This window comes from Pseudomonas sp. NLJ1 (genome assembly GCF_049486705.1).
GTDB lineage: Bacteria > Pseudomonadota > Gammaproteobacteria > Pseudomonadales > Pseudomonadaceae > Aquipseudomonas > Aquipseudomonas inefficax.
The window spans coordinates 2,853,309-2,877,684 of the sequence record NZ_CP137735.1 but is presented as its reverse complement, the minus strand read 5'-3'; the positions used below and the strand labels follow the sequence as shown (position 1 = coordinate 2,877,684).

Below are 24,376 nucleotides of genomic sequence, written 5' to 3'. Positions count from 1 at the left end.
AGCATTACGAAATAAATGCTAAGAACAGCTATGGGAAAAGGCTAAAATGCGCGACCCCAGCTAACCGCTGACCCAAATTCCATGCGCCCCACAAGGTTCGCTACGTGATCGAGTTCCAACAGGTACACAAGACCTACCGCGTCGCCGGTAGGGAAATCCCCGCACTGAATCCGACCAGCCTGACCATCGAAGATGGCCAGGTGTTCGGCCTGATCGGCCATTCCGGCGCCGGCAAGAGCACCATGCTGCGCCTGATCAACCGCCTGGAAGAACCTTCCGGCGGCAAGATCATCGTCGATGGCGAAGACGTTACCGCGTTCAATGCCAGCCAGCTGCGCGGTTTCCGCCAGCAGGTCGGGATGATTTTCCAGCACTTCAACCTGCTGGCCTCCAAGACCGTCGCCGACAACGTCGCCCTGCCACTGACCCTGGCCGGCGAGTTGTCGCGCAGCGAAATCGACAAGCGCGTGACCGAGCTCCTGGCCCGCGTCGGCCTTTCCGACCATGCCAAAAAGTACCCGGCGCAGCTGTCCGGTGGCCAGAAGCAGCGCGTCGGCATCGCTCGAGCCCTGTCCACCAACCCGAAGATCCTGCTGTGCGACGAGGCCACCAGCGCCCTCGACCCGCAAACCACCGCCTCGGTCCTGCAATTGCTGGCCGAAATCAACCGTGAGCTGAAGCTGACCATCGTCCTGATCACCCACGAAATGGACGTGATCCGCCGGGTCTGTGACCGCGTGGCAGTGATGGACGCCGGCCAGATCGTCGAGCAAGGCTCGGTGGCCGAGGTGTTCCTGCACCCGCAGCACCCCACCACCAAGCGCTTTGTCCAGGAAGACGAGCAGGTCGACGAAGGCGAGCAGCGTGACGACTTCGCCCATGTGCCAGGCCGTATCGTGCGCCTGACCTTCCAGGGCGACGCCACCTACGCGCCACTGCTGGGCACCGTTGCCCGCGAAACCGGCGTGGACTACAGCATCCTTGCCGGGCGTATCGACCGCATCAAGGATGTCCCCTATGGCCAGCTCACCCTCGCCCTGATCGGCGGTGACATGGAAGCGGCGTTCGCCCGCTTCAAGGCAGCTGACGTACATATGGAGGTACTGCGTTGATGGACGCCCTGAGTTTCTTTGCCAACGTCGACTGGGCCGAAATCTGGCTGGCCAGCGTCGATACCATGATCATGCTGTTCGGCTCGCTGTTCTTCACCGTGCTGCTCGGTTTGCCGCTGGGCGTGCTGCTGTTCCTCTGCGGGCCGAAGCAGATGTTCGAGCAGAAGGGTGTGTATGCGCTGCTGTCGCTGATCGTCAACATCCTGCGCTCGCTGCCGTTCATCATCCTGCTGATCGTGATGATTCCGATCACCGTGCTGATCACCGGCACTTCGCTGGGCGTAGCCGGCGCCATTCCGCCGCTGGTGGTGGGTGCCACGCCGTTCTTCGCGCGCCTGGTGGAAACCGCCCTGCGTGAAGTGGACCGCGGCATCATCGAGGCCACCCAGTCGATGGGCGCCACCACACGTCAGATCATCACCAGCGCACTGCTGCCAGAGGCCCGCCCGGGCATCTTCGCCGCCATTACCGTGACCGCCATCACCCTGGTGTCGTACACCGCCATGGCCGGTGTGGTCGGTGCAGGCGGCCTGGGCGACCTGGCCATTCGCTTCGGCTACCAGCGTTTCCAGACCGATGTGATGGTCGTCACCGTGGTGCTGTTGCTGGTACTGGTTCAAGTCCTGCAAAGCGTGGGCGACAAACTGGTCGTACATTTTTCCCGTAAGTAACCCCAATGGGGTCGGCCCGTCCGACCCGTTCGGGGGCCGTCGCGGCCCTCACAAGGAGTGATCAATGAAGAAGCTGCTTGCTGTTGTCGCCGCTGTCGCGGCCTTCTCGGCCCACGCCGAGTCCCTGACCGTCGCCGCTACCCCGGTGCCGCACGCCGAGATCCTCAACTTCGTCAAACCTGCACTGGCGAAAGAGGGCGTGGAGCTGAAGGTCAAGGAATTCACCGACTACATCCAGCCGAACGTGCAGGTTGCCGAAAAGCGCCTGGACGCCAACTTCTTCCAGCACCAGCCTTACCTCGATGAGTTCAACAAAGCCAAGGGCACCAACCTGGTGAGTGTTGCCGGCGTGCACATCGAACCGCTGGGCGTTTACTCGGCCAAGATCAAGAAGCTGGACGAGCTGTCCTCCGGTGCCACCGTGGTCATCCCCAACGACGCCACCAACGGCGGCCGCGCGCTGCTGCTGCTGGACAAGGCCGGCGTGATCAAGCTGAAAGACAACAAGAACATCCTGTCCACCGTGAAGGATGTTGCCGAGAACCCGAAAAGCCTGAAGTTCCGTGAGCTGGAAGCAGCCACCATCCCGCGCGTGCTGACCCAGGTCGATGCTGCCCTGATCAACACCAACTACGCGCTGGAAGCCAAGCTGAACCCAGAGAAAGACGCCCTGGCCATCGAAGGCAGCGACTCGCCTTACGTGAACATCCTGGTTGCCCGCCCGGACAACAAGGACTCGGATGCCATGAAAAAACTGGCTGCTGCACTGCACTCGCCTGAGGTGAAGCAGTTCATCAACGAGAAGTACAAAGGCGCTGTGGTGCCGGCGTTCTAAGCCGAATAATCGCGCTGGGTTCTTCGCGGGTAAACCCGCTCCCACAGGTACAGCGTAAGCCGTGAGTCTGGCGCTATCCCTGTGGGAGCGGGTTTACCCGCGAAGCTTTTGTGGCTAACTCAATCCCGCTTCACAAGCCCCGGCAACTGCGCCACCAGCTTCTGGTTGTTGAACGGCGCCCGAATGAACCCGCGCTGACGCCCATCCGGCCCCACAACCGCCAGGTTGCCGCTGTGATCCACGGTATACCCCGGCTTGCTGGTATCGGCCGGAATGAACGGAATGCTCAAGGCATTGGCCAGCTTCTGGGTATCCTCGATCGACCCCGCCACCCCGACGAAATCCTTGTCGAAATAACCCAGGTACTGCTTCAGCTGGTTCGGTGTGTCGCGGTTCGGATCCACGCTCACCAGCACCACCTGCAGCCGGTCGACGGCTTCCTTGGGCAGCTCGCTCTTCACCTGGCGCAGCTGGGCCAGGGTGGTCGGGCAGATGTCCGGGCAGTAGGTGTAGCCGAAGAACAGCAGCGACCATTTGCCCTTCAGGTCATCCAGTTGCACCGGTTGGCCGTCCTGGTTGGTCATGGTCACGTCGGCCACCGTACGGCTCTGCGGCAGCAGGATGATGCCGGCATCGATCAGCTCGGCGGGGTTCGGCTGGTCGCGGCCATTGAGCACCTTGTTTACGGTCAGGCCCAGGATCAACGCGACCAGGGCAACGAGGATGAAGACGGTTTTCTGGGTTCGGGTCATAGGTTCAGCAACAGGTAATGGTCGAGAAGTAGCGCGATGAACAGCGCGAACAGGTAGCCGATAGAGTACTTGAAGGTACCGATCGCCGCGTGCGGCCGGCTGCCACGGTACAACACCCAGGCCCATTGCAGGAAGCGCAGGCCCAGTACCAGGGCGCAGGCCAGGTACAGCAGGCCGCTCATGTGGATGGTATAGGGCAGCAGGCTTACCGCCAGCAATACCAAGGTGTACAGCAGGATATGCAGCTTGGTGTAGCGCTCGCCGTGGGTCACCGGCAGCATCGGGATATCGGCCTTGGCGTATTCCTCCTTGCGGTGGATGGCCAAGGCCCAGAAGTGGGGTGGGGTCCAGGCGAAGATGATCAGCACCAGCAGCAGGGGCTCGGCGCTGACATGGCCACTGACCGCCACCCAGCCCAGCAATGGCGGGGCGGCGCCAGCCAAGCCACCGATGACGATGTTCTGCGGTGTGGCACGCTTGAGAAAGCCGGTGTAGAGCACCGCATAGCCGAGCAGGGAAGCCAGCGTCAGCCAGGCGGTGAGGGGGTTTGTGAACACCAGCAGCAAGGCCATGCCCAGCAGCGCCAGCACCAGGGCGAACAGCAACGCAGGCAGCGGCCCGACCCGGCCCTGGGCCAGCGGGCGCTTGTGGGTACGCGCCATCAACGCGTCGATGCGTCGGTCCACCACATGGTTGACCACCGCCGCGCCGCCTGCACACAAGCCGATACCCAAGTTACCGAACAGCAGCACGCTCCAGCTGACGCCAGCACGGGTGGCAAGGAACATGCCCGCCAGCGAGGTGATCAGCATGAGCACCACCACCTTGGGTTTGGTCAGCTCCAGGTAATCACGCCAACTTGCCCTCTGTGCGCTCAGAAGCGTCGCCACGAATCATTCCTCATGTGGTGGGAGATACCCACGCCTGCCACAGGCCGCAGGCGCCAGCCATGGCCAACACCCACGCGAACCTTGTCGACCACGCGGATGCGGTAGTTCACAAGCACCATGCTCAGCAGCAACAGCGCACCACCAGCGTTGTGCGCCACGGCCACGGCCAGCGGCAGGTGCAGCAGCACATTGCTGATGCCCAGGCCGACTTGCACCACCAGTACCAGCAGCACCAGCCGCGCCAGGCCAGGGAGCCCGCAACGGTGCAGCTTCCAGCTGAGCATCAGCAGCACGCAGGTCACCAGCAATGCACCCAGGCGGTGGCTGATGTGGATGGCCGTGCGCGCATCACTGTCCAGTTGCCCGCCCAGATAGTTGGGCCCGACGTGCTGGGTCAGGTGGAAACCATTGCTGAAGTCCGCCGCCGGCCACCACTGGCCGTGGCAGGTGGGCAGGTCGACGCAGGCGACGGCCGCGTAATTGGCACTGACCCAGCCGCCCAGGGCGATCTGGCCGATTACCACCAACAAGGCCAGCGCGGCGATCCGGCGCAGGCTCAATGGCAGTTTTGGCAAGGGCGCAAAGGCCCGGGACAGACGCAGGGACAACAGGAACAACAAGCTCAGGGTAGTGAAACCACCGAGTAGATGCGCGGTGACCACCTGCGGCCACAGCTTGAGGGTGACCGTCCACATGCCGAAGGCTGCCTGGGCCAGCACCACGCCCAGCAACAGCAGGGGCAGGCGATAAGGCTGGCCATCGCGGGCATGCCGGCGCAGCGCCTGCAAGGCGAGCAGGGCGATCACCATCGCCAGGGTGCCGGCGAAGTAGCGGTGGACCATCTCGGCCCAGCCCTTGGCGGCTTCCACCGGGTGTTCGGGGAAATGCAGCTCGGCATGAGCCAGCTGCGCTTCGCTCTTGGGCACGCTGATGAAGCCGTAGCAACCCGGCCAGTCCGGGCAGCCGAGGCCGGCGTGGGTCAGGCGGGTATAGGCACCAAGCAGGACGACCAGCAGTGCCAGCAGGGTGGCGAACACAGCAAGGCGGAATCCGGGTCTGGCCATGGCAGGCTCCTAGCCGATGTTGGACAGCTTGAGCAGGTGGCGCAGGTCGTCCAGCACATGCTTGCCGTCGACCTTGGCGTCGTAGCGCAGCACCAGGTTGCCGTGCGGGTCGACGATCCACAGCTGCGGGCCGGCCTCGCCGACCTTTTGCAGGTAGCGTTGCGCATCCAGCGGGTAGCGCTGCAACTGTGGGTATTCGCGACCGAGCAACGCCTGGTAGTCGGCACTTGCCGGCTGGGCGGCTGCCAGGGCATGGCTGGCACGGCTGGCATCACGGCCCAGGCCGACCTGGATCTGCCGGGCCAGGTACACCAGCCGCTGGCAGTCCTCGGCGCAGGCTGTAGGTGTGCTCACCAGCAGCTGCCAGCGCTCGTCCTGGCCCGCAACGCCGAGATCGGAAAGGTTCTCACCGTTGCCAATCATCACGCCGTGGTAGCTGCGGCCGTCCGGCACCCAGAATTTGAGCTTGTACATGCTGGTGGCCAGAACCATCGGCCCGAGCACCACCAGCAGAATCAGCAGCAGCTGCAAACGCCCGCGGGCTCTGGTTTTGCTACGTTCAGGCACTTCCAGTGGAGTGGCGGTGGCCATGGCGTTTCTCCTTGTTGTGGTGCCAGCCGAAGTAGAGGTAGAGCAGTACCAAAGTGGTCGCCAGGGCAAACCACTGCACGGCGTAACCCAGGTGTTTTTCCGGGCCCATGGCAACGACCGGCCAGTCCAGGCGATAGGTCGCCGGGCCGGGTTCCAGGCGCAATTCATGGGCGAAGCCTTCGCGATCGAGCTGCTGCCACAGCTGTGTGGCATCCACGGCGGTCAGCAGGTGCGGCCACTGGCCGCCTGCAGGGTCGGGATGCAGCTGAAAGGTGCTGCCAGGCGCGACATACACCGAAGCGTCCAGCGCCAACGCCTGGGCAGGGGTATCGAATTGCACCGGCGTGCGGCGGTCCGGCCAGGGCAGCCAGCCGCGGTTGACCAGCAACCACACGCCGCTGGCCTGATCATGGAAGGGTTGCAGCAGCTCGACACCGGCCAGGCCATCACGCATGCGATTGTCCAGCAGCAGGCTGTGCTCGGCGTCGAAGCGGCCATAGAGATGCACGCGGCGGAAGGCATTGTCCTGGTTCGCCGTCAGTTGGGCCGTGGCCACTGGCGTTTCGACCCGCCGCTCGGCATACGCGGCCAGCAGCACGCGTTTTTCCTCAGCCCGGCCGAGCTGCCAGCAGCCAAGCGCGATCAGCCCCGGCAGCAGCGCAAGCACCACCAGGGTTGGTACCCAGCCCGGACGAAACGGCCTCATCGGAGCCTCGCCGGGCCGATCGCTATACTTATCCACATCACCGCATCCCCCCGGAGTATCGCCATGCTCAAGGCCGCGATTGTCCTGATGCTGTTGGCCACGATTGCCAGCCTGTTCAGTGGCCTGGTGTTTCTGGTCAAGGACGATGAAAACTCGACCCGTTTGCTGAAAGCGCTGACCGTGCGGGTGACCCTGGCGGCCCTGACCATCGGCCTTGTCGCCTGGGGCTTCATCAGTGGTCAGCTCGTATCTCACGCCCCTTTCTGAAGTTTTCAGCTGACCCTGTGGGGCGGGCATGCCCGCGAATGCGATGTTGAATGTACCGACGCATTCGCGGGCGCGCCCGCTCCCACAGGGTTCTCTATTCACAGCACATAGACAAAGATGAACAACCCCACCCACACCACATCGACGAAGTGCCAGTACCAACTGGCCGCCTCGAAACCAAAGTGTTTCTCCGGGTTGAAATGCCCGCGCAAGATGCGCACGAACATCACGATCAGGATGATCGTGCCCAGGGTCACGTGGGCGCCATGGAAGCCGGTGAGCATGAAGAACGTCGCGCCATATATCCCCGACCCCAGCGTCAGCCCCAGCTTGGTATAGGCCTCGTGGTACTCGTAGGCCTGCAACGCGATGAAGCTGGCGCCCAGGACGATGGTCAGCGCCATCCAGAATTTCAGCGGGCCACGGTGGTCACGGCGCAGGGCATGGTGGGCGATGGTGATGGTCACGCTGGAGCTGACCAGCAAGATGGTGTTGATCAGTGGCAGGTGCCACGGGTCGATCACTTCCTTGGGCGGCGGGAACAGTTTCGGGTCGGGCGTGTGCAGCAGCGGCCAGGTGAATTCGAAGGTCGGCCACAACATGTGCGCAACACCCTTGGCCCCATCACCGCCCAGCCACGGCCCGGCCAGCACGCGCACGTAGAACAGCGCACCGAAAAACGCCAGGAAGAACATCACCTCGGAAAAGATGAACCAGCTCATGCCCCAGCGGAACGAGCGGTCAAGCTGCGGGCTGTACAGCCCCGCGCGGCTTTCCCGCACCACCGAACCGAACCAGCCAAACAACATGTAGGCCAGGAACAACGCGCCGATGAAGAAAATCAGCGGCCCGTGCGAGTCGGGGTGGCCAGCCTTCATGTCGTTGAACCAGGTGCCCAGGCCGAACACCGTGATGAACATGCCGATGGTGGCGATGATCGGCCACTTGCTCTGCGCCGGAACGTAGTAGTGCTCATGACTTGCCATTGCTGTTCTCCTTCCCTTAACGGGCGCCCTGGACGTCCTGGGCCGCGACATGCGCGACCGGCGGGTGGCGAGCGGTGATGTCGAACAAGGTGTAGGCCAGTGTCAGGTGCTTCACGCTGGCCGGCAGGTCGCGGTCGACGATGAAGCGCACCGGCATCTCGATGCGTTCACCGGGCTGCAGCACCTGCTGGGTGAAGCAGAAGCACTCGGTCTTGTGGAAGTACGCCGCGGCCTCGGCCGGGGTGATGCTGGGAATGGCTTGCGCACTCATCGGCCGATCGGTCGGGTTGTGGGCAATGAAGATCATCTGGTTCACCGCGCCCGGGTTGACCTCCAGCTGATCTGCGGTGGAGTAGAAGTCCCAGACCATGTCGCTGGCATTGGTCGACATGAACTGCACCCGCACCGAACGCGTCGTGTCGCTGACCTGGCTGCCTTCATACTGCCCACCGGTCTTGCCGTTGATGCCGAAGGCCTTGCACATCACGTCATAGATAGGCACCAGGGCGAAGCCGAAGGCGAACATCACCACCGTCAGCATCAACAGGCGCAACACCAGGCGTTTCAGCGAAAGGCCATTCATGGCACGGTTCCTATTTCACTTCCGGTGGCGTCTGGAAGGTGTGATACGGCGCAGGCGAAGGGATCGACCACTCCAGGCCCTCGGCGCCATCCCATGGCTTGGCCGGTGCCGGCGCACCGCCGCGGATGCACTTGATGACGATGAACAGGAAGAAGATCTGCGTGGCGCCGAACATGAACGCGCCGATCGACGACACCATGTTGAAGTCGGCGAATTGCAGGTTGTAGTCGGGAATTCGCCGTGGCATGCCCGCCAGCCCCACGAAGTGCATGGGGAAGAAGGCCATGTTCATGCCGATGAACGATAGCCAGAAGTGCAGCTTGCCGAGGGTTTCGTCGTACATGTGGCCGGTCCATTTCGGCAGCCAGTAGTAGGCCGAGGCGAAGATGCCGAAGATCGCCCCAGGCACCAGCACATAGTGGAAGTGCGCCACCACGAAGTAGGTGTCGTGGTACTGGAAGTCCGCCGGGGCGATGGCAAGCATCAGCCCGCTGAAACCGCCGATGGTGAACAGGATGACGAAGGCGATGGCGAACAGCATCGGCGTCTCGAAGGTCAGCGAGCCTTCCCACATGGTGCTGACCCAGTTGAACACCTTCACCCCGGTAGGCACGGCGATCAGCATGGTGGCGTACATGAAGAACAGTTCGCCAACCACCGGGATACCGACCACGAACATGTGGTGGGCCCAGACGATGAACGACAGGAAGGCGATGGCGCCGGTGGCGTAAACCATGGAGGTGTAGCCGAACAGCGGCTTGCGCGAGAACGCCGGGATGATCGAACTGACCGCGCCAAAGGCCGGCAGGATCATGATGTATACCTCGGGGTGGCCGAAGAACCAGAACACGTGCTGGAACAGCACCGGGTCACCGCCACCGGCGGCACTGAAGAAGCTGGTGCCGAAATGGATGTCCATCAGCATCATGGTCACCACACCGGCCAGCACCGGCATCACCGCAATCAGCAGGAACGCGGTAATCAACCAGGTCCAGACGAACAGTGGCATCTTCATCAGGGTCATGCCCGGGGCGCGCAGGTTGAGGATGGTGGCGATCACGTTGATCGCGCCCATGATCGAGCTGATACCCATCAGGTGGATGGCGAAGATGAAGAAGGTGACACTGGCCGGCGCGTAGGTGGTGGACAGCGGAGCGTAGAAGGTCCAGCCAAAGTTGGGCCCGCCGCCCGGGCTGAACAGGGTCGAGACCAGCAACAGGAAAGCCGCCGGCAGCAGCCAGAAGCTGAAGTTGTTCATCCGCGGCAGGGCCATGTCGGGCGCGCCGATCATCAGCGGGATCATCCAGTTGGCGAGGCCGACGAAGGCCGGCATCACCGCACCGAACACCATGATCAGGCCGTGCATGGTGGTCATCTGGTTGAAGAATTCCGGCTGGACGATCTGCAGCCCTGGCTGGAACAGCTCGGCGCGGATCACCATGGCGAACGAGCCACCGAGCAGGAACATGATGAAGCTGAACCACAGGTACATCGTGCCGATGTCCTTGTGGTTGGTGGTCAGTACCCAGCGCATCAGGCCCTTGGCCGGGCCGTGCGCGTGGTCATGGCCGTGGGCGTGGTCGTCGATCACTGCACTCATGTCCTGCCTCCTGCAACCCATTGATTGCCGCGAGTAACCCGGTTCATTGCGCTTCTGCCTGCTTCAGCGCCAGCACGTCCTTCGGCGTGACCATGTCACCCTTGTTGTTGCCCCAGGCGTTGCGCTCGTAGGTGACCACGGCGGCGATGTCGACTTCCGAGAGCTGCTTGCCGAACGCGGCCATGGCAGTACCGGGCTTGCCGTGGAAGACGATGCCCAGGTGGGCTTCCTTCGGCCCGGTGGCGATCTTCGAACCCTTGAGCGCCGGGAACATCGGCGGCAGGCCCTGGCCTTCAGCCTGGTGACAGGCCACGCAGGTGGTGTGGTAGACCTTGTCACCACGTTCCACCAGTTCCTCCAGGGTCCATTCCTTGCTGGTCAGCTCCTTGAGCTTGGCAGCTTCGGCCTTGCGCTCGCCCAGCCAGGTGTCGTAGTCGGCCTTGGACTTGACCTCGACGACCACCGGCATGAAGCCGTGATCCTTGCCGCACAGCTCGGTGCACTGGCCGCGGTAGATGCCGGGTTTCTCGATACGGGTCCAGGCTTCGTTGACGAAGCCGGGGATGGCATCACGCTTGACCGCGAAGGCCGGCACCCACCAGGAGTGGATGACATCGGCAGCAGTCACCAGGAAGCGCACCTTGGCGCCCACCGGCAGCACCAGCGGTTGGTCGACTTCGAGCAGGTAGTGCTCGTCCTTGGGTGCCTTGTTGTGGATCTGCTCTGTGGGGGTGGCCAGGTTGCTGAAGAACTCCACATCCTGGCCCAGGTATTTGTAGTGCCACTTCCACTGGTAGCCGGTAACCTGGATATCGATGTCCGACTCGCTGGCATCGTAGATGTCGATCAGGGTCTTGGTGGCCGGAATGGCCATGGCCACCAGGATCAGGAAGGGGACCACGGTCCAGAGGATTTCCACCCAGGTGTGCTCGTGGAAATGCGCAGCCTGCTGGCCGGTTGAGCGGCGGTGGATGACCATGGACCAGAACATCGCGCCAAAGACAACGATGCCGATGATCACGCAGATCCAGAAGATGGTCATGTGCAGGTCGAAGACGGCGTTGGAGACTTCCGTCGCCCCTGGGTGCATGTTCACGGTCCAGGCGGCGTTGGCCTGACCAAAAACCGACCACAACAGGAGGCCCATCCAGACATGTGGATGTCGCATCATTGCGGGTTCCCCTTCTCGTTCTTGTAGTCCCGGAGGCGTGGCCTGCGGCAAGAGGGAACGGTGGTCAAGACTGCCTGGCTTCGACGACCGAGCCCCTGCTAAAAGCAGTCGGGCCTCATCAACGAATCACGTTCACCGGGAGTATAGACAGCGACCAACGGCACGCAACGAAGGCCGTGAAATGAACTTCATTGAAATGGCTGAACGGCCTGAAAACCGCGCGCTTGACACGGCATGGCGCAATAATGGCATTTCGATATGCCTGAGCATGCACACGTTTTCGCGACTTATAACAAATACGTCTTAGGTATTCTGTATACCGAGCTAATTTAGTGTCTTCCGTTTGAAACGTAATGTCCCTGGAGTTGTCATGAACATCGCTGCTGTACGCGAGCAGGTAAGCCAAGCCCATCAACACGAAGGCCGGACCGGCCAATTGAAACAGCGTCTCGAGCTGCAACTGCCCCATCTGCACCCCTCGATCCAACTGCCTGAGCAGGACGCCCAGGGTACTTTGGCGCGCTTCGTCAGCGCCTACATCGACCAGGTTCCGGAACTGCTGGAGGCCGCCCATGAGGTCGCCCGCGAGGCCGGGATCGAATCGCAGATCAAACCTGTACTGAAAATTGCCGAAGCCTACTTCCTGCAGCCGCCCAGCGTGATGCAAGGCCATGTGGGCCTGGACTGCCTGCTGGATGAGGCCTACCTGGCGCACCGCCTGGTGGAAGAGGTGAACGACCTGTACATCCGTCACTTCCAGCAGCCATTGATCCCGGTCGACACCACCGTCGCCAACCTGATTGCCCACCAGTTGATCGGCGAGGCGTTTGCCAACCAGCTGGATGAAGTGGTGCACCACTCGGTGGATGAAATGTTGAATGACGAAAGCTTCGCGGTGGAGTCGGTAGAGGCTTACCGCGAGAAATTGAGCAGCCCGGAAACTGGCGAGGCCTGGAAGCGCTGGCCTTGCCTGTCACGGCAGCTGGGCGTGGAGCTGGGCCAGCCGGCCTGATCCATTTGTAAAAACTGTTCCGGCCTCTTCGCGGGTAAACCCGCTCCCACAGGTACTGCACAGGGTTCAAAGCCTGCGCAGTACCTGTGGGAGCGGGCGTGCCCGCGAAGAGGCCGGTTCAGGCGGCTTTCAGCTTCAGGCCCCAACCCCCGCCGTAGTCCGCATCCGCCCCTCGATCCGCCGCTTCAACCGTCGCTGCTCGATCAGCAACCGCGAGCCATTCGCCGAATTGCTCCGGCCCCAGTCCTCAAGCAGCTCGAGGCACGAGTGGTCGATATAGCTCAGGTTACCCAGCGGCACATGCAGCGTGGTCCCCGCCGGCACGCTATCCAGTACCTGGGTCAGCGCCGGCACTTTGAGGAAAGTGGCCGCGCCACTCAACCGCAGCTCCATGTGCCCAGCTTTCTCCAGGCTGACCAGGTTGATCTTCAACCGCGCCGCCTTCAGCGCCAGCTTCAGCAAGGTCAGCGCAAACCCCAGCAGCACGCCAGTAAGCAGGTCGGTAAAGATGATCGCCAGCGCCGTCGCCGCGTAGGTGAACATCGGCATGCGGCCATAGCGGCCAAGCCCACGAAACGCCTTGAAATCCACCAGCTTGACCCCGGTGAATACCAGCACACCGGCCAGGCTCGCCACCGGGATCTGCTGCAGCACGCTGCTCAGCGCCACCACGAACGCCAGCAGCCACAAGCCATGGAAGATCGCCGAAGCCCGAGTCTGCGCACCCGCCTGCACGTTGGCCGAGCTACGCACGATTACCCCGGTCATCGGCAACGCGCCGAGCACCCCGCACAGCATGTTGCCGATGCCCTGGGCTGACAGCTCACGGTCGAAGTCCGAGCGCTGGCCGCTGTGCATGCGGTCAACCGCTGCAGCCGACAACAAGGTTTCGGCGCTGGCGATGAAGGCCAGGGCAAAAGCGGCGACCAACAGGGTAGGGTCGGCCAGTTGCATCAGGTCACCAGGGCGGATCCAGTCGATGGCCTCGGACAGGTCGGCCGGCACCTGTACGCGGTTCACCGGCAAAGCCAGCCACATGCTTATGGCCGTCATGGCCGATACGCCCAGCAGGGCACCCGGCACGAAGCGCAGCCGCTGCGGTCGCAGGCGCTCCCAGCCCCACATGATGGCAATGGTGCCCAGGCCCAGTGTGCCAGCCATCCAACCGGAGCCAGCGCTTTCCTGCGGCAGGGCCGCGGCCACGGTCGCCGGGAACTCCAGCAGGTTCTGCATGCCGGATGGCTGCGGCGCAGTGTCGAACATCACATGCAGCTGCGACAGCACGATCAGCACGCCAATCCCCGCCAGCATGCCGTACACCACCGCCGGAGCGGTAACCCGAAACCAGCAGCCCAGGCGCAAGCGCCCGGCCAGCAACTGCAGCAAGCCGGCCAGCAGCAGGATCGGCCCGAGCATGGCTATACCATGCTGGCGTACCAGCTCGAACACCAATACTGCCAGGCCGGCGGCCGGGCCACTGACCTGCAGCGGCGAACCGGCAAGGAAACCTACGACAATACCGCCGATTATGCCGGTAACCAGGCCTTTGGCCGGCGGCATGCCCGAGGCGATCGCAATGCCCATGCACAACGGCAGGGCCACCAGGAAGACCACCACCGACGCCAGCAACTCACGCGGCAGGGCCGCTTTCAACTGTGTAATGTTCACCGTGTTTCTCCTTTCTTTGTCACACAGCCATTCCTCTGGCCGTGGGCACGTTTGTCCCCGACGAGCGCGCAGGCGCGGGCCGCCAGCGGGCGTGCCGGCAGGCAGTCAGGGAATTCAGGGCAGCCGAAGGCCGCGCCACACCCCTACAGGGTGCAGCCGGCTATCAAGGTTTCAGCGGGTGGACGGGTCGCTTAGTAGCGGCCTCTCGGAGTAGCGCAGGGGACCGGCTCGCCAGCAGCCAGGGGCAGGAAGCTGTCGCTGGCGGCGTCGTAGGCTTCGATCTTGCTGGTCTCGATATCGTAGACCCAACCATGAATGAACAGCTCACCGGCTGCCAGGCGCGAAGCCACCGAAGGGTGTGTGCGCAGGTGATGCAGCTGGGCGATGACGTTTTCCTTGGTCAGCACCTGCATCGTTTCGTGTTCGCTACCGCACGAACAGTTGTTCTCGACCACGGTGCGGGCCACTTCGGCGTGGCGCAACCAGGCGGACACGGTCGGCATCTTGGTCAGCGATTGCGGGTTGAGCACCGCACGCATGGCGCCGCAGTCGGAGTGGCCACAGACGATGATGTGGTGCACTTTCAACGCCAGCACGGCGTATTCGATGGCGCTGGAAACGCCGCCGTTCATCTGGCCATAAGGCGGTACCACGTTACCGACGTTACGAGTCACGAACAGGTCGCCAGGCGAACTCTGGGTGATCAGCTCGGGAACGATGCGCGAGTCGGCGCAGGTAATGAACATGGCGCGCGGGGTTTGCGCGGTGGCGAGCTTCTTGAACAGCTCTTGCTGCTCGGGGAAAACGTCATGGTGAAAACGCAGGAAGCCGTCGACGATGTGCTTAAGGGCGGCATCGGCGCTCTCCGCGGGGACCTGCGGTACGACCTTGGATGGGTCCTTGACGGGCATGATTCATCCTCTTGACGGTGTGTAGGTAAATCCATTTTACCGGTGAAAGATTCTGGCTATGCGGAGATTTAGATGACACGCACGGGCCATAGATCACAGTCTTCGTGGACTGGTTGCCTACGCTAGCGGGGAAAACTTAACTGAAACTTAATTCGAAGGCTCTAGAACGGGTGTTCCAGATAGGAAAGGCGGGTATTGGATAATAGCAAAAAAACATCAACTGCCAATATGTATTAGCCTGATTATTGGTTGTCATTAGTAGAATTCTGAGCAGAGCACGGCCTCTGTGGGAGCGGGTTTACCCGCGAATGCGTCATTGAAGCCACCGATGCATTCGCGGGTAAACCCGCTCCCACAGAGACCGTCCAATGGCTCGAACATCAGAACAGCGCCATCTGCCCACCCGGTGGGCAGAACGCCGAACAATCCAGCGCCTGCGCTTCTCGCCCTTCAAACTCCAACCGTTTCATCGCCTTGGCGAAGCGCTGCGCCAGCAACTCGGCAAACACGCCTTCACCGCGCATCCGTGAACCAAACCGGCTGTCATACAGTTCGCCACCGCGGCTCTGGCGAATCAGGCTCAACACATGCGCCGCCCGCTGCGGGTAATGATCCTGAAGCCATTGCTCGAACAACGGTGCCACTTCCAGCGGCAGGCGCAACATCATGTAGGCAGCGCTCTGCGCACCGGCCTCCCTGGCCGCCTCCAGCAGCCGTTCCAGTTCACTGTCGTTGATCATCGGGATCATCGGCGCACACAACACCCCCACCGGCACTCCCGCCTCGCGCAGCACGCGGATCGCCCGCAAACGCGCCTTGGGTGACGCCGCACGCGGCTCCAGCACCCGTTTCAGGTCATCGTCCAGCGTGGTCAAGCTGATCATCACCCGTGCCAGGCGCTGGCGCGCCATCTCGGCCAGCAAGTCGAGGTCGCGAAGCACCAGTGAACCCTTGGTAACGATGGTCACCGGGTGGCGAAAACGCAGCAGCACTTCGAGCAGGCGCCGAGTCAGCAATTGTTCACGCTCGATCGGCTGATACGGGTCGGTATTGCTACCCAGGTTGATCGGTGCGCATACGTAACCCGGTTTGCTCAGTTGTTGCGCAAGCACCTCGGCGGCGTTGGTCTTGGCAATCAGCTTGGTCTCGAAATCCAGACCGGGGGAAAGGTCCCAGTAGGCGTGGGAAGGGCGGGCATAGCAGTAGATGCATCCGTGCTCGCAGCCACGGTAAGGGTTGATGGAGCGGTCGAAGGGCAGGTCGGGTGAGGTGTTGCGGCTGATCATCGACTTGGCCGTCTCTGCCCGCACCTCGGTGCCCTGGGTTTGCGGCACCTCCTGATACCAGCCGTCATCCTCCACCACCGAATGGCTGGAAGCAAAGCGGTTGTGCGGATTGTGCGCCGTGCCACGGCCCTTTTGCGGTGCTGGAGGAATCATGGCTTACCTCGAATACTGTATTCATATACAGTATCGTGTGCGCCTGATGCTTTCCAGCACCTCCGGTCAGCACATCCTCACTTCAAGCCATGCCAACACAGGTAAGGCAACTGGCTGGCCTTCCGGCCAAGGAACTCCTCGATGCCGTCACGTAACGGGCGCGATGCCCCCGGGGCAAGCAATGCCTCCTGCAGCGCCCGTCCTGTGGCCCGGTTCAGCAAGCCTTGGGCCTCGAAGCGGGTGAACAGGTCGAAGGCGTGCACATCCGACCACAGATAGGCGTAATAGCCGGCATCGTAGCCGTTCACCAGATGGTCGAAGGCATGCGCCGGGTGCTCGAAATCGGCCAGGGGCCAGTAGCCACACTGCTCACGGGCATCGTGCAGGCGCTGCTCAAGGGACCGGCCATCATTCGGCGTGCCATGCAGGTCCAGGTCGAACAGCGCCATGCTCAGATCGCGCGCGGTTTCTTCCACGCCTTGTTGCCGCAAGCGGCGCAGGCACTCGTCGACCCGGGTCCGTGAAAGCTTGCTGCCATCCTGGCGGGGCGAAGAAATCGCCACCAGGTAGTCCGCGTCCCAGACCCAGCGCTCGAACAGCTTGCCGAACAGCTCCACGCCATCTGTACCGAGTTCGGTGACGTTGGACATCACGTGGTTGGTAGTGCGCACCAGCAAATGGTGCAAGGCATGGCCAAACTCATGGAACAGCTTGCGCAGTGACAGATGGTCCAGCAACGGCTGGCTACCCGGAAGCGCTGCTGGCACGTCGCTGTAGACCACAACCGAGGCCGCCTGGAAGATTCCCTCGGCATCGACCCGGCGGTTGCGAATGTAGGTGGTGAACACCGAGTCAGGCTGTTTGCCGGCATGCTGTACGGCGTCCAGGTACAGGAAACCGATCAAGGCGTTGTCCTGCCACACCTCGAACGGTTGCACGCTGTCATCCCAGGTCGCCAGCGGTCTGGCCTGCAGCGTCACGCCAAACAGCTTATCCGCCAATTGCTTCAAAGCGCTGACAACGGCGTTCAGCGGGAAGTGTTCGCGCAAGGCTTCGGTGGAAAGCACCTCGCGCGACGAGGCCTGCAGGTAGGCAATGTCCCAAGGTTGGACACTCCCCAGCCCTTCGGCGGCGGCCTGGCGCTGCATATCTGCACGCCACTGCAGCACGGCCGGACTCACATGGCCAGCCAGGTCATGCAGAAAGCTGCGCACCTGGGCGACCGAACCCGCGCTCTTCGTATGCAGGCTCTGCTCCAGATGGCTGGCAAAGCCGAGCAGGTGGGCCTTTTCTTCCAGCAACTTCGCCACTTGCTCCAGGTGCGAGCGATTATCCTGCTGTTGGCCAAGACCGACGCCTCTGGTGTTGTAAGCCCGGTACACGCGCTCACGCAGTTGCCGGTTGTCGGCATGTTTGAGCACGGCGTCGGTGGTAACGCTTTCACAAGCAATCAACCATCCCGGTTCACCCGCTTCCTGTGCCCTTGTAGCCAGCTCGTCACGGATGCGCTGAGGTACACCGCTCAGTTCGGACTCATCCGTGATGCTCAGCCCTGGCCGGTTGATGTTGCTGCGAAACGCCTCACGCGCGGCTCCAATCTGTTTCAGCAGTTCGGCCAGGCGCATCTTGCCGGCTGGGTCGAGCGATGCACCACTGGAGATAAACTTTTGCAGATGCCAGCGCAAAGTGGCGCGTTTCTGTGCATCCAGCTGCTTGCCGATATCGCTGTTGGCCAAGCGCTCATACAGGGCGTGCAGTGCGGAGTTGGTGAATTTCTGTTCGAACCGCTCCGTGGCCTTGGCGAAGAAGTCGAAGATGGCACCAGCCCAGGCTTCATCCCGACCAACCAATGGCGAGGCGGCATACAACACTGCCAGTAGCTGGCTATCCAGCCCGTCCACCGCCAGCACCATGTCATCCCAGGTTGGCAATGCCTGCTGGTCGCGGATGATGCGCTCGATACCTTGCTCGTGCGCCAACAGCACGTAGTCGAAAGCAGCCTGCATGTTTTGAAGCGTGATCGACGGATAATCGATGGGGGTATGGCTGTTTTGCAGAAGGGGGTTGTCCATGGGTGCAACACCTTGCTCGTAGGGAAGAGCAGGCGAGTTTGCATGGCCAGCGTGCGGCAGGCGGCCTGAATATCTACCACCCGGGCATGCAAGCCCGGGTGGCACGACTGCGTTATTCAGCCGGTTTCTTCAGCTTCGGGTTGGGGAAGAACTGCACCGTCTGTACCTTGGCCGGCGCGGCTTTCGGCTCCAGATGGTTGACCCGGGTGCCGAGCTCCTTCGGCACCGACAAGCCCTGCTCGTTGAGGGTGTCGGTAAAGCCGCAGGCCACACACTCGCGGTGCGGTACGCCGTCTTCGTTCCACATCATCAGCTTGTCGGTCTCGCTGCATGCCGGGCATACCGCCCCGGCAATGAAGCGCTTCTTGGTCTTGTTCACGGCTCCCTCACTCATGCCGCAGCGTCCTCGCTCAGGCCGCTGTGGCGCAGCAATGCATCAATGGAAGGTTCACGGCCACGGAAGTCGACGAACAGCTCCATCGGCTCGCGCGAACCACCGCGTGCCAGGATCGCCTCGCGGAAGGCACGGCCGGTATCGGCGTTCAACACGCCTTCTTCCTCGAAGCGCGAGAAGGCGTCAGCCGACAGCACTTCGGCCCATTTGTAGCTGTAGTAGCCCGCCGCATAACCGCCAGCGAAGATGTGCGCAAAGCTGTTGGGGAAGCGGTTGTACGCCGGTGGGCGCATGACCGACACCTCGTCGCGCACGCCTTCGAGCACCTGCAGCACGCTACGGCCGTCGCCATGGGTGGCGTGCAGCTCGAAGTCGAACAGCGAGAACTCCAGTTGGCGCACCATCATCATGCCCGACTGGAAGTTCTTCGCCGCCAGCATCTTGTCCAGCAGGTCCTGGGGCAGGGGGGCACCGGTTTCGTAGTGGGCGGAGATCAATGCCAGGCCTTCCGGCTCCCAGCACCAGTTTTCCATGAACTGGCTCGGCAGTTCGACCGCGTCCCAGGCCACGCCATTGATGCCGGATACACCGGCATGCTCGATGCGGGTCAGCATGTGGTGCAGGCCATGGCCGAACTCGTGGAACAACGTGGTGACTTCATCGTGGGTCAACAGCGCCGGCTTGCCGGGCGCGGCCGGGGTAAAGTTGCACACCAGGTTGGCCACCGGGCTCTGCAACTGGCCAGCAGCTGTGCGGCGACGGTCACGCGCGCCATCCATCCAGGCACCGCCACGCTTGTTGGCGCGGGCGTAGAGGTCGAAGAAGAAGCGGCCGACGTGCTGGCCGTTTTCCTTGATCTCGAACAGGCGCACATCCGGATGCCAGCTGTCGAAGCCCTTGAGCTCGGCGATTTCGATACCGTACAGGCGCTGCACGATGCTGAACAAGCCGCCCAGCACCTTGTCGATCGGGAAGTAGGCGCGCAGGGCTTCCTGCGACACGCTGTAACGCTGCTCGCGCAGCTTCTCGCCGAAGTAGCCGGCGTCCCAGCTGGCCAGCTCAGGGCAGCCCTGCTCGGCGGCATAGGCCTTGAGTTGCAGCAGGTCCTGAGCGGCGAACGGCTTGGAACGCTTGGCCAGGTCACGCAGGAAGCTCAGCACCTGGTCGCTGGACTCGGCCATCTTGGTGGCAAGGCTCAGCTCGGCGTAGTTCTTGTAGCCCAGCAGTTCGGCCAGCTCCTGGCGCAGGCCGAGGATTTCCTGCATCACCGGGCCGTTGTCGAACTGGCCGGCATTCGGGCCCTGGTCCGAGGCACGGGTGCAGTAGGCGGCGTACAGCTCTTCGCGCAGGGCGCGGTCGCTGGCGTAGGTCATCACCGCGTAGTAGCTGGGGAATTCCAGGGTGATCAGCCAGCCGTCAAGGCCCTTGGCCTGGGCGGCGGCGGCCATCTGGGCCTTGGCCGAATCGGTCAGGCCAGCCAGCGCGGCTTCGTCGGTAACGTGCTTGGTCCAGGCCTGGGTGGCATCGAGCAGCTGGTTGGAGAAACGGCTGCCCAGCTCGCTGAGCTTGCTCTGCACTTCGGCGTAGCGCTGCTGTTTATCCGCCGGCAGGTCAATACCCGACAGGCGGAAGTCACGCAGGGCGTGCTCGAGGATAGTCTTTTGCGCCACGTCGAAGCCGGCGGCTTCGGGGCTGTCGATCAGCGCCTGGTAGGCTTCGAACAGCGCGCGGTTCTGGCCCAGTTCGGTAGAGTAGGCGCTTAGCGCCGGCAGGCACGACTCGTAGGCTTCGCGCAGCTGCGCGCTGTTGCACACCGCATTGAGGTGGCTGACCGGGCTCCAGGCGGCGCCCAGGCGGTCGTTCAATTCGTCCATGGCCAGCACCAGGCCAGCCCAGGTAGGGTTCTTGCCCTGCTTTTCGAGGATCTCGGCAATGGCTTTACGGTTGTCGGCCAGGATCGCTTCGATCGCCGGCAACACGTGTTCGGCACGGATTTGCGAGAAGGGCGGCAGATCGTAGGACTGCAGAAGCGGGTTGTTCGCACTCACGGTTTGGATACCTTGGCAGAAGAAACACTGCCCCATCTTAATTACAATCGACGCCGACCGCAGCAGGCAGCCTGCCTATCGGCACAGATGAGAGACGCTATCATGGCCATCCGAAGCTTCCAGCAACACACTCCGAAAGTTGGGCCCAGGGCCTTCGTCGACCGATCGGCGGTAGTGCTGGGCGACGTGGAAATCGGTGAAGACAGCTCGGTCTGGCCATTGACCGTGATACGCGGCGACATGCACCGCATCCGCATAGGCGCGCGTACCAGCGTGCAGGACGGCAGCGTGCTGCACATCACCCATGCCGGCCCGTTCAACCCGGACGGCTTCCCGCTGATCATCGGCGACGAAGTGACCATCGGTCACAAGGTCATGCTGCATGGCTGCACCCTGGGCAATCGCATCCTGGTCGGCATGGGCAGTACCATCATGGACGGCGCCATCGTCGAGGACGAAGTGATTATCGGCGCCGGCAGCCTGGTGCCGCCGGGCAAGCGTCTGGTCAGTGGCTACCTGTACATGGGCAGCCCGGTGAAACAGGCCCGGCTGCTGAACGAGCAGGAACACGCGTTTTTTTCCTATAGCGCCAGCAACTATGTGAAGCTAAAGGACCAGCACCTGGCCGAAGGCTACGACCAACCTGAATGATCGCATTCGCGGGTAAACCCGCTCCCACAGGTACGGCGCCGGCCTCAGGCCCTGTGATACCCCTGTGGGAGCGGGTTTACCCGCGAAGAAGACCACGCAGCACTCAAAGTGGACCCCCGCAAATGCACCAGCAGAACATCCTATTCGACCTCGACGGCACCCTGACCGACCCGCGCCAGGGCATCACCCGCTCGATCCAGTACGCCTTGGCCAAGCTGGGCATCGACGAGCCGGACCTGACCCGCCTCGAGCACTTCATCGGCCCACCCCTGCTGCAGGCTTTCATGCAGTTCTACAGCTTCGACGAAGCCAAGGCCTGGGAGGCGGTGAATTTCTATCGGGAACGCTTCAAGGTCACCGGCCTGTACGAAAACCTGGTGTTCGAAGGTGTACCGGAGCTGCTCGAAGCCCTGACCGGCCAAGGCCGCACGCTGTACATCGCCACCTCAAAGCCGTGGGAGTTCGCCCGTGAAATCGCCCGGCACTTCGCCTTCGACCACCACTTCAAGGTGATCTACGGCAGTGAACTGGACGGCACGCGCACCAACAAGGTGGAGCTGATTCGCCACCTGCTGGATGAAGAAGGGCTGGACCCGGCGCAGACGCTGATGATCGGCGACCGCAAGCATGACCTGATCGGTGCGCGCAGCAATGGCTTGCAGGCGGTGGCGGTGGGGTACGGGTTTGGTAGCCAGGAAGAGTTGATGGCGGAAGAACCGGCCTTCCACTTTGCTACCTTGGCCGAGATGTATCAGGCATTTCTCAGGGCTTGAGGGCCATTGGGGCTGCTTTGCAGCCCATCGCGACGCAAGGCCGCTCCCACATTGATCTACGTATGCAAGACCTTTGTGGGAGCGGCCTTGCGTCGCGATGGGCCGCAAAGCGGCCCCAAATTCTCACAGGTTCACCATCAACCGCTGCAACGCCACTTTCCTCTCTTCAATCGGCAACCGGCCCAGTTGCTCGACCCGCTGATAAAACCGAGCCCAATCCCCGTCAACCTCACGGAATACCGCCGCAAACGCCGGTACCCATTGATCATACAGCCCGAACGGCAACAGCTTGGCATTGCTCATCGGCCCATACATCCAGGCGTCATAGCGCTTGTCGCCACCCCACTGGGCATCACGCACTTGCCGGTATTCCCGCCTAAGCCGCTCGAACTCCGCCTGCTTGGCCGTCCGCTTCTGCGCATCATCCAGAGGCCCGGCATAAATCGCCTGCAACCGCTCGCGGCTGGCCAGCACCAACCGGATGAACTGCTCACGCTGCTGCCCTTGCTCCCCGCCAGAGGCACTCAGGCCCCGCTCCACGCGCCATTGCCGCGTGCCCTCCTGCTCGACGAAGGAGGCAAACGACTCGTTGAACTCGGTGTCGTCCTGCACATAAAAGCGCTGGTGCGCCAGCTCATGGAAGATCAGCGTGGCCAGGCGCTCGTCGCTCCAGCCCACCATCGACGACAGGATCGGGTCGTCGAACCAGCCCAGGGTCGAATAGGCCTCCACGCCGCCCACGTAAACATCCATGCCGTCCTGGCGCATCAACGCCGCCGCACCACGCGCCGCGCCTTGGTGGTAATAGCCGCGATAGGCCACACATCCCGCGATCGGGAAGCAGTGCGTCACTGGCTGCAACGACAGCTCGGGGGTTGCGAACACATTCCATACCACGTAGGGCCTGCCAAGGTCGGCATATACCCGGTAGCTGCGGTTGTCCGGCAGCTTCAGCTGCCGGCTGGCAAATGCCCGCGCCTGCTTGGCGTGTTCCAGGCGCGCGCGCAATTGCGCTGAAGTGGCCGGGTTGGCCACTACCTGCTCCAGTGGCTGACGTGCGCGTAGCAGCTGCCATTGGCCCTCGGCCAACTGCCCATAGTAGGCCGCGCTGCTGCAACCGTTCAGCAGGAGCACCGCCAGCAGGGGAACCAAACGGGTGAAAACAAGGTCGAGTGGCCCAGGGCCTGAGCGCTGCATAAGAATAAGTCGAAGCATCTGCAACTGTCTGACTCGCTCAAGGCCGATTCACTCCAAGACTATCTCGCCAAGGGGGCGTTTCGCCATGCGTGCACTGTTGGTCACCGGCTCACTGTTGCTGATATCCGCCTGTTCGACCTTGCCAGACCCGGACCCGAACCAGGCCTGGATCGACCTCACGCCCTACGACAACACCTCGCTGCACGCCGTGCAGGTAGATGAACGCGACTGGGCCGACAGCCGTTATTTCGAAGTACAGCCCGGCAGCCACGAGCTGACCGTGCGCTACCAGTTTCCGGTTACCCCCAGCAATATCGGCCCGGTCGAGGAGCCGTTGTGGCGGGATTGCCAGGTCAAGCTGACCTTCAAGGATTTCAGTGCCGGCCAGCGCTACCAGCTGCAGGCTGGCAGCATCGGCTTCCGCCCCTGGATCAAACTCTACGACCACCAGCAGAAACTGGTTGGCCAGGGCTTGCCCGCAGGCTGCCAGCGCACCTGAAACGCACAAACGGCGCTATGCTTGTAGTCTATAAGTCGCAAGCGGGAGTCTTGCCATGCGCCAGCCCATGATGCTGATCGCCCTCAGTACACTGGGGGCCTGCGCCAGCCCCTTGCCGCCCGTCGACCCCAAGCAGGCCTGGGTCGACCTGTACACCATGACCCCAGGCAGAATAATCATGGCCGACCGCCTTGATGGCCAGCGCCTGGAGGATGGCCGTTACTTCCAGGTGACGCCGGGCAAGCACGAACTGGTAGTGCGCTTCGATTATGAGGTCAAGGGGGGCGGCCTCACGACCCAGCCCAGGGACCGTACCTGCTACCTGACCGTGCGCTTTGACAACTTCAAGGCCGGTGAACGCTATCGCCTGGAGGCACGGGCGCCGGTGATGGAGCCGCAGGTGCTGCTGTATGACGGCAGCCGCAAGGTGGTGGTGAACGAGCCTAGCGAGGTGTTCTGCATTCCTTGACCTGGGGCCGCAAAG

The 24,376-nt window shown here is 62.5% G+C and carries 25 protein-coding genes; 9 read left to right on the top strand and 16 right to left on the bottom strand.

Translation table 11 applies throughout. The annotated features are described in order from the left end of the window. Window positions 1-104 precede the first annotated feature (104 nt). The 3 genes from R9B85_RS12955 (at window position 105) to R9B85_RS12945 (ending at window position 2,618) form a co-directional block, all read left to right on the top strand. Window positions 105-1,112 (top strand): methionine ABC transporter ATP-binding protein, encoded by a 1,008-nt coding sequence (locus R9B85_RS12955; RefSeq protein ID WP_061305075.1) that lies wholly within the window; start codon window positions 105-107, stop codon window positions 1,110-1,112. Further along, window positions 1,112-1,783 (top strand): methionine ABC transporter permease, encoded by a 672-nt coding sequence (locus R9B85_RS12950; RefSeq protein WP_085621373.1) that lies wholly within the window; start codon window positions 1,112-1,114, stop codon window positions 1,781-1,783. The genes R9B85_RS12955 and R9B85_RS12950 overlap by 1 nt, the downstream gene beginning before the upstream one ends. 64 nt (window positions 1,784-1,847) lie before the next feature. Then, on the top strand, window positions 1,848-2,618 hold the full coding sequence (locus R9B85_RS12945) for a MetQ/NlpA family ABC transporter substrate-binding protein (RefSeq protein ID WP_112251718.1): 771 nt from the start codon (window positions 1,848-1,850) through the stop codon (window positions 2,616-2,618). Window positions 2,619-2,737: 119 nt separating this feature from the next. On the opposite strand, the gene R9B85_RS12940 is transcribed toward R9B85_RS12945, so the two are convergent. Genes R9B85_RS12940 through R9B85_RS12920 form a run of 5 tightly spaced genes read right to left on the bottom strand, consistent with a single transcriptional unit; the run spans window position 2,738 to window position 6,621 of the window. After that, window positions 2,738-3,370: an SCO family protein gene (locus R9B85_RS12940; RefSeq protein WP_049275720.1), complete on the bottom strand. Its 633-nt coding sequence runs from the start codon at window positions 3,368-3,370 to the stop codon at window positions 2,738-2,740. Beyond that, a complete protein-coding gene (gene cyoE, locus R9B85_RS12935) occupies window positions 3,367-4,260 on the bottom strand; it encodes a heme o synthase (RefSeq protein WP_112251717.1) in 894 nt (297 codons plus the stop codon). Before cyoE ends, R9B85_RS12940 begins: the two co-directional genes overlap by 4 nt. Continuing rightward, window positions 4,245-5,324 carry a COX15/CtaA family protein gene (locus R9B85_RS12930; RefSeq protein ID WP_112251716.1) on the bottom strand — a complete coding sequence of 360 codons (1,080 nt, stop codon included), beginning with the start codon at window positions 5,322-5,324 and terminating at the stop codon, window positions 4,245-4,247. Before R9B85_RS12930 ends, cyoE begins: the two co-directional genes overlap by 16 nt. Before the next feature lie 9 nt (window positions 5,325-5,333). Then, window positions 5,334-5,915 carry a hypothetical protein gene (locus R9B85_RS12925; RefSeq protein ID WP_112251715.1) on the bottom strand — a complete coding sequence of 194 codons (582 nt, stop codon included), beginning with the start codon at window positions 5,913-5,915 and terminating at the stop codon, window positions 5,334-5,336. Further along, on the bottom strand, window positions 5,884-6,621 hold the full coding sequence (locus R9B85_RS12920) for an SURF1 family protein (protein ID WP_112251714.1): 738 nt from the start codon (window positions 6,619-6,621) through the stop codon (window positions 5,884-5,886). Before R9B85_RS12920 ends, R9B85_RS12925 begins: the two co-directional genes overlap by 32 nt. A 63-nt stretch (window positions 6,622-6,684) precedes the next feature. On the opposite strand from R9B85_RS12920, the gene R9B85_RS12915 reads away from it, so the two are divergent. Further along, complete coding sequence (locus R9B85_RS12915; protein WP_003258925.1) at window positions 6,685-6,888, top strand: twin transmembrane helix small protein; 204 nt, start codon at window positions 6,685-6,687, stop codon at window positions 6,886-6,888. A 98-nt stretch (window positions 6,889-6,986) separates the two neighbouring features. Here R9B85_RS12915 and R9B85_RS12910 read toward each other — a convergent pair whose 3' ends face one another. Genes R9B85_RS12910 through coxB form a run of 4 tightly spaced genes read right to left on the bottom strand, consistent with a single transcriptional unit; the run spans window position 6,987 to window position 11,228 of the window. Then, window positions 6,987-7,874: a cytochrome c oxidase subunit 3 gene (locus tag R9B85_RS12910; RefSeq protein WP_112251713.1), complete on the bottom strand. Its 888-nt coding sequence runs from the start codon at window positions 7,872-7,874 to the stop codon at window positions 6,987-6,989. Between the two features lie 16 nt (window positions 7,875-7,890). Beyond that, on the bottom strand, window positions 7,891-8,457 hold the full coding sequence (locus R9B85_RS12905) for a cytochrome c oxidase assembly protein (protein WP_112251712.1): 567 nt from the start codon (window positions 8,455-8,457) through the stop codon (window positions 7,891-7,893). 10 nt (window positions 8,458-8,467) lie between these two features. After that, window positions 8,468-10,057 (bottom strand): cytochrome c oxidase subunit I, encoded by a 1,590-nt coding sequence (gene ctaD, locus R9B85_RS12900; RefSeq protein WP_013970300.1) that lies wholly within the window; start codon window positions 10,055-10,057, stop codon window positions 8,468-8,470. Between the two features lie 43 nt (window positions 10,058-10,100). Beyond that, window positions 10,101-11,228: a cytochrome c oxidase subunit II gene (gene coxB / locus R9B85_RS12895; RefSeq protein ID WP_015268462.1), complete on the bottom strand. Its 1,128-nt coding sequence runs from the start codon at window positions 11,226-11,228 to the stop codon at window positions 10,101-10,103. A 370-nt stretch (window positions 11,229-11,598) separates the two neighbouring features. On the opposite strand from coxB, the gene R9B85_RS12890 reads away from it, so the two are divergent. Continuing rightward, on the top strand, window positions 11,599-12,240 hold the full coding sequence (locus tag R9B85_RS12890; RefSeq protein WP_112251711.1) for a hypothetical protein: 642 nt from the start codon (window positions 11,599-11,601) through the stop codon (window positions 12,238-12,240). A gap of 135 nt (window positions 12,241-12,375) precedes the next feature. Here the strand turns inward: R9B85_RS12890 and R9B85_RS12885 are convergent, their stop codons facing one another. The 6 genes from R9B85_RS12885 to prlC all read right to left on the bottom strand — a co-directional run bounded on the left by R9B85_RS12885 (window position 12,376) and on the right by prlC (window position 20,808). Next, the gene (locus tag R9B85_RS12885) at window positions 12,376-13,908 is read right to left on the bottom strand and encodes a SulP family inorganic anion transporter (RefSeq protein ID WP_112251709.1); all 1,533 of its coding nucleotides are present in this window, start codon (window positions 13,906-13,908) and stop codon (window positions 12,376-12,378) included. A 191-nt stretch (window positions 13,909-14,099) separates the two neighbouring features. Then, window positions 14,100-14,819: a carbonic anhydrase gene (locus R9B85_RS12880; protein WP_085621386.1), complete on the bottom strand. Its 720-nt coding sequence runs from the start codon at window positions 14,817-14,819 to the stop codon at window positions 14,100-14,102. 380 nt (window positions 14,820-15,199) lie between these two features. Continuing rightward, window positions 15,200-16,258, bottom strand: a complete 1,059-nt coding sequence (locus R9B85_RS12875; protein WP_112251708.1) for a PA0069 family radical SAM protein — start codon at window positions 16,256-16,258, stop codon at window positions 15,200-15,202. A gap of 77 nt (window positions 16,259-16,335) precedes the next feature. Further along, a complete protein-coding gene (locus R9B85_RS12870; RefSeq protein ID WP_252379139.1) occupies window positions 16,336-18,330 on the bottom strand; it encodes a M3 family metallopeptidase in 1,995 nt (664 codons plus the stop codon). 112 nt (window positions 18,331-18,442) lie between these two features. Continuing rightward, window positions 18,443-18,724 (bottom strand): YheV family putative zinc ribbon protein, encoded by a 282-nt coding sequence (locus R9B85_RS12865; protein WP_133969829.1) that lies wholly within the window; start codon window positions 18,722-18,724, stop codon window positions 18,443-18,445. Continuing rightward, window positions 18,721-20,808 carry an oligopeptidase A gene (prlC, locus tag R9B85_RS12860; protein WP_112251705.1) on the bottom strand — a complete coding sequence of 696 codons (2,088 nt, stop codon included), beginning with the start codon at window positions 20,806-20,808 and terminating at the stop codon, window positions 18,721-18,723. Before prlC ends, R9B85_RS12865 begins: the two co-directional genes overlap by 4 nt. 66 nt (window positions 20,809-20,874) lie before the next feature. Between prlC and R9B85_RS12855 the strand changes: the two genes are divergently transcribed. Both R9B85_RS12855 and R9B85_RS12850 read left to right on the top strand, forming a co-directional pair. Beyond that, window positions 20,875-21,423 carry a gamma carbonic anhydrase family protein gene (locus tag R9B85_RS12855; RefSeq protein WP_112251704.1) on the top strand — a complete coding sequence of 183 codons (549 nt, stop codon included), beginning with the start codon at window positions 20,875-20,877 and terminating at the stop codon, window positions 21,421-21,423. Between the two features lie 122 nt (window positions 21,424-21,545). After that, entirely contained in the window at window positions 21,546-22,196 is a 651-nt protein-coding gene (locus R9B85_RS12850; protein WP_112251703.1) for an HAD family hydrolase, read from the top strand. Window positions 22,197-22,319: 123 nt separating this feature from the next. Here R9B85_RS12850 and R9B85_RS12845 read toward each other — a convergent pair whose 3' ends face one another. Next, window positions 22,320-23,393, bottom strand: a complete 1,074-nt coding sequence (locus tag R9B85_RS12845; RefSeq protein ID WP_112251702.1) for an aminopeptidase — start codon at window positions 23,391-23,393, stop codon at window positions 22,320-22,322. Between the two features lie 85 nt (window positions 23,394-23,478). Between R9B85_RS12845 and R9B85_RS12840 the strand changes: the two genes are divergently transcribed. Both R9B85_RS12840 and R9B85_RS12835 read left to right on the top strand, forming a co-directional pair. Continuing rightward, on the top strand, window positions 23,479-23,892 hold the full coding sequence (locus R9B85_RS12840; RefSeq protein WP_015268455.1) for a hypothetical protein: 414 nt from the start codon (window positions 23,479-23,481) through the stop codon (window positions 23,890-23,892). Window positions 23,893-23,947: 55 nt separating this feature from the next. Then, the gene (locus R9B85_RS12835; RefSeq protein ID WP_112251701.1) at window positions 23,948-24,361 is read left to right on the top strand and encodes a hypothetical protein; all 414 of its coding nucleotides are present in this window, start codon (window positions 23,948-23,950) and stop codon (window positions 24,359-24,361) included. The last annotated feature ends 15 nt before the right edge of the window (window positions 24,362-24,376 follow it).

Excerpts from the sequence above, each read along its gene's own strand:
- R9B85_RS12945 (WP_112251718.1), top strand. The coding sequence starts at position 1,848 with ATGAAGAAGCTGCTTGCTGTTGTCGCCGCTGTCGCGGCCTTCTCGGCC.
- R9B85_RS12865 (WP_133969829.1), bottom strand. The coding sequence starts at position 18,724 with ATGAGTGAGGGAGCCGTGAACAAGACCAAGAAGCGCTTCATTGCCGGG.
- R9B85_RS12905 (WP_112251712.1), bottom strand. The coding sequence starts at position 8,457 with ATGAATGGCCTTTCGCTGAAACGCCTGGTGTTGCGCCTGTTGATGCTG.
- R9B85_RS12920 (WP_112251714.1), bottom strand. The coding sequence starts at position 6,621 with ATGAGGCCGTTTCGTCCGGGCTGGGTACCAACCCTGGTGGTGCTTGCG.
- R9B85_RS12870 (WP_252379139.1), bottom strand. The coding sequence starts at position 18,330 with ATGGACAACCCCCTTCTGCAAAACAGCCATACCCCCATCGATTATCCG.
- prlC (WP_112251705.1), bottom strand. The coding sequence starts at position 20,808 with ATGGGGCAGTGTTTCTTCTGCCAAGGTATCCAAACCGTGAGTGCGAAC.
- R9B85_RS12930 (WP_112251716.1), bottom strand. The coding sequence starts at position 5,324 with ATGGCCAGACCCGGATTCCGCCTTGCTGTGTTCGCCACCCTGCTGGCA.
- R9B85_RS12925 (WP_112251715.1), bottom strand. The coding sequence starts at position 5,915 with ATGGCCACCGCCACTCCACTGGAAGTGCCTGAACGTAGCAAAACCAGA.
- coxB (WP_015268462.1), bottom strand. The coding sequence starts at position 11,228 with ATGATGCGACATCCACATGTCTGGATGGGCCTCCTGTTGTGGTCGGTT.
- R9B85_RS12850 (WP_112251703.1), top strand. The coding sequence starts at position 21,546 with ATGCACCAGCAGAACATCCTATTCGACCTCGACGGCACCCTGACCGAC.
- R9B85_RS12940 (WP_049275720.1), bottom strand. The coding sequence starts at position 3,370 with ATGACCCGAACCCAGAAAACCGTCTTCATCCTCGTTGCCCTGGTCGCG.
- R9B85_RS12835 (WP_112251701.1), top strand. The coding sequence starts at position 23,948 with ATGCGCCAGCCCATGATGCTGATCGCCCTCAGTACACTGGGGGCCTGC.
- R9B85_RS12910 (WP_112251713.1), bottom strand. The coding sequence starts at position 7,874 with ATGGCAAGTCATGAGCACTACTACGTTCCGGCGCAGAGCAAGTGGCCG.
- R9B85_RS12915 (WP_003258925.1), top strand. The coding sequence starts at position 6,685 with ATGCTCAAGGCCGCGATTGTCCTGATGCTGTTGGCCACGATTGCCAGC.
- R9B85_RS12840 (WP_015268455.1), top strand. The coding sequence starts at position 23,479 with ATGCGTGCACTGTTGGTCACCGGCTCACTGTTGCTGATATCCGCCTGT.
- R9B85_RS12950 (WP_085621373.1), top strand. The coding sequence starts at position 1,112 with ATGGACGCCCTGAGTTTCTTTGCCAACGTCGACTGGGCCGAAATCTGG.
- R9B85_RS12880 (WP_085621386.1), bottom strand. The coding sequence starts at position 14,819 with ATGCCCGTCAAGGACCCATCCAAGGTCGTACCGCAGGTCCCCGCGGAG.
- ctaD (WP_013970300.1), bottom strand. The coding sequence starts at position 10,057 with ATGAGTGCAGTGATCGACGACCACGCCCACGGCCATGACCACGCGCAC.
- R9B85_RS12890 (WP_112251711.1), top strand. The coding sequence starts at position 11,599 with ATGAACATCGCTGCTGTACGCGAGCAGGTAAGCCAAGCCCATCAACAC.
- R9B85_RS12875 (WP_112251708.1), bottom strand. The coding sequence starts at position 16,258 with ATGATTCCTCCAGCACCGCAAAAGGGCCGTGGCACGGCGCACAATCCG.
- R9B85_RS12845 (WP_112251702.1), bottom strand. The coding sequence starts at position 23,393 with ATGCAGCGCTCAGGCCCTGGGCCACTCGACCTTGTTTTCACCCGTTTG.
- R9B85_RS12855 (WP_112251704.1), top strand. The coding sequence starts at position 20,875 with ATGGCCATCCGAAGCTTCCAGCAACACACTCCGAAAGTTGGGCCCAGG.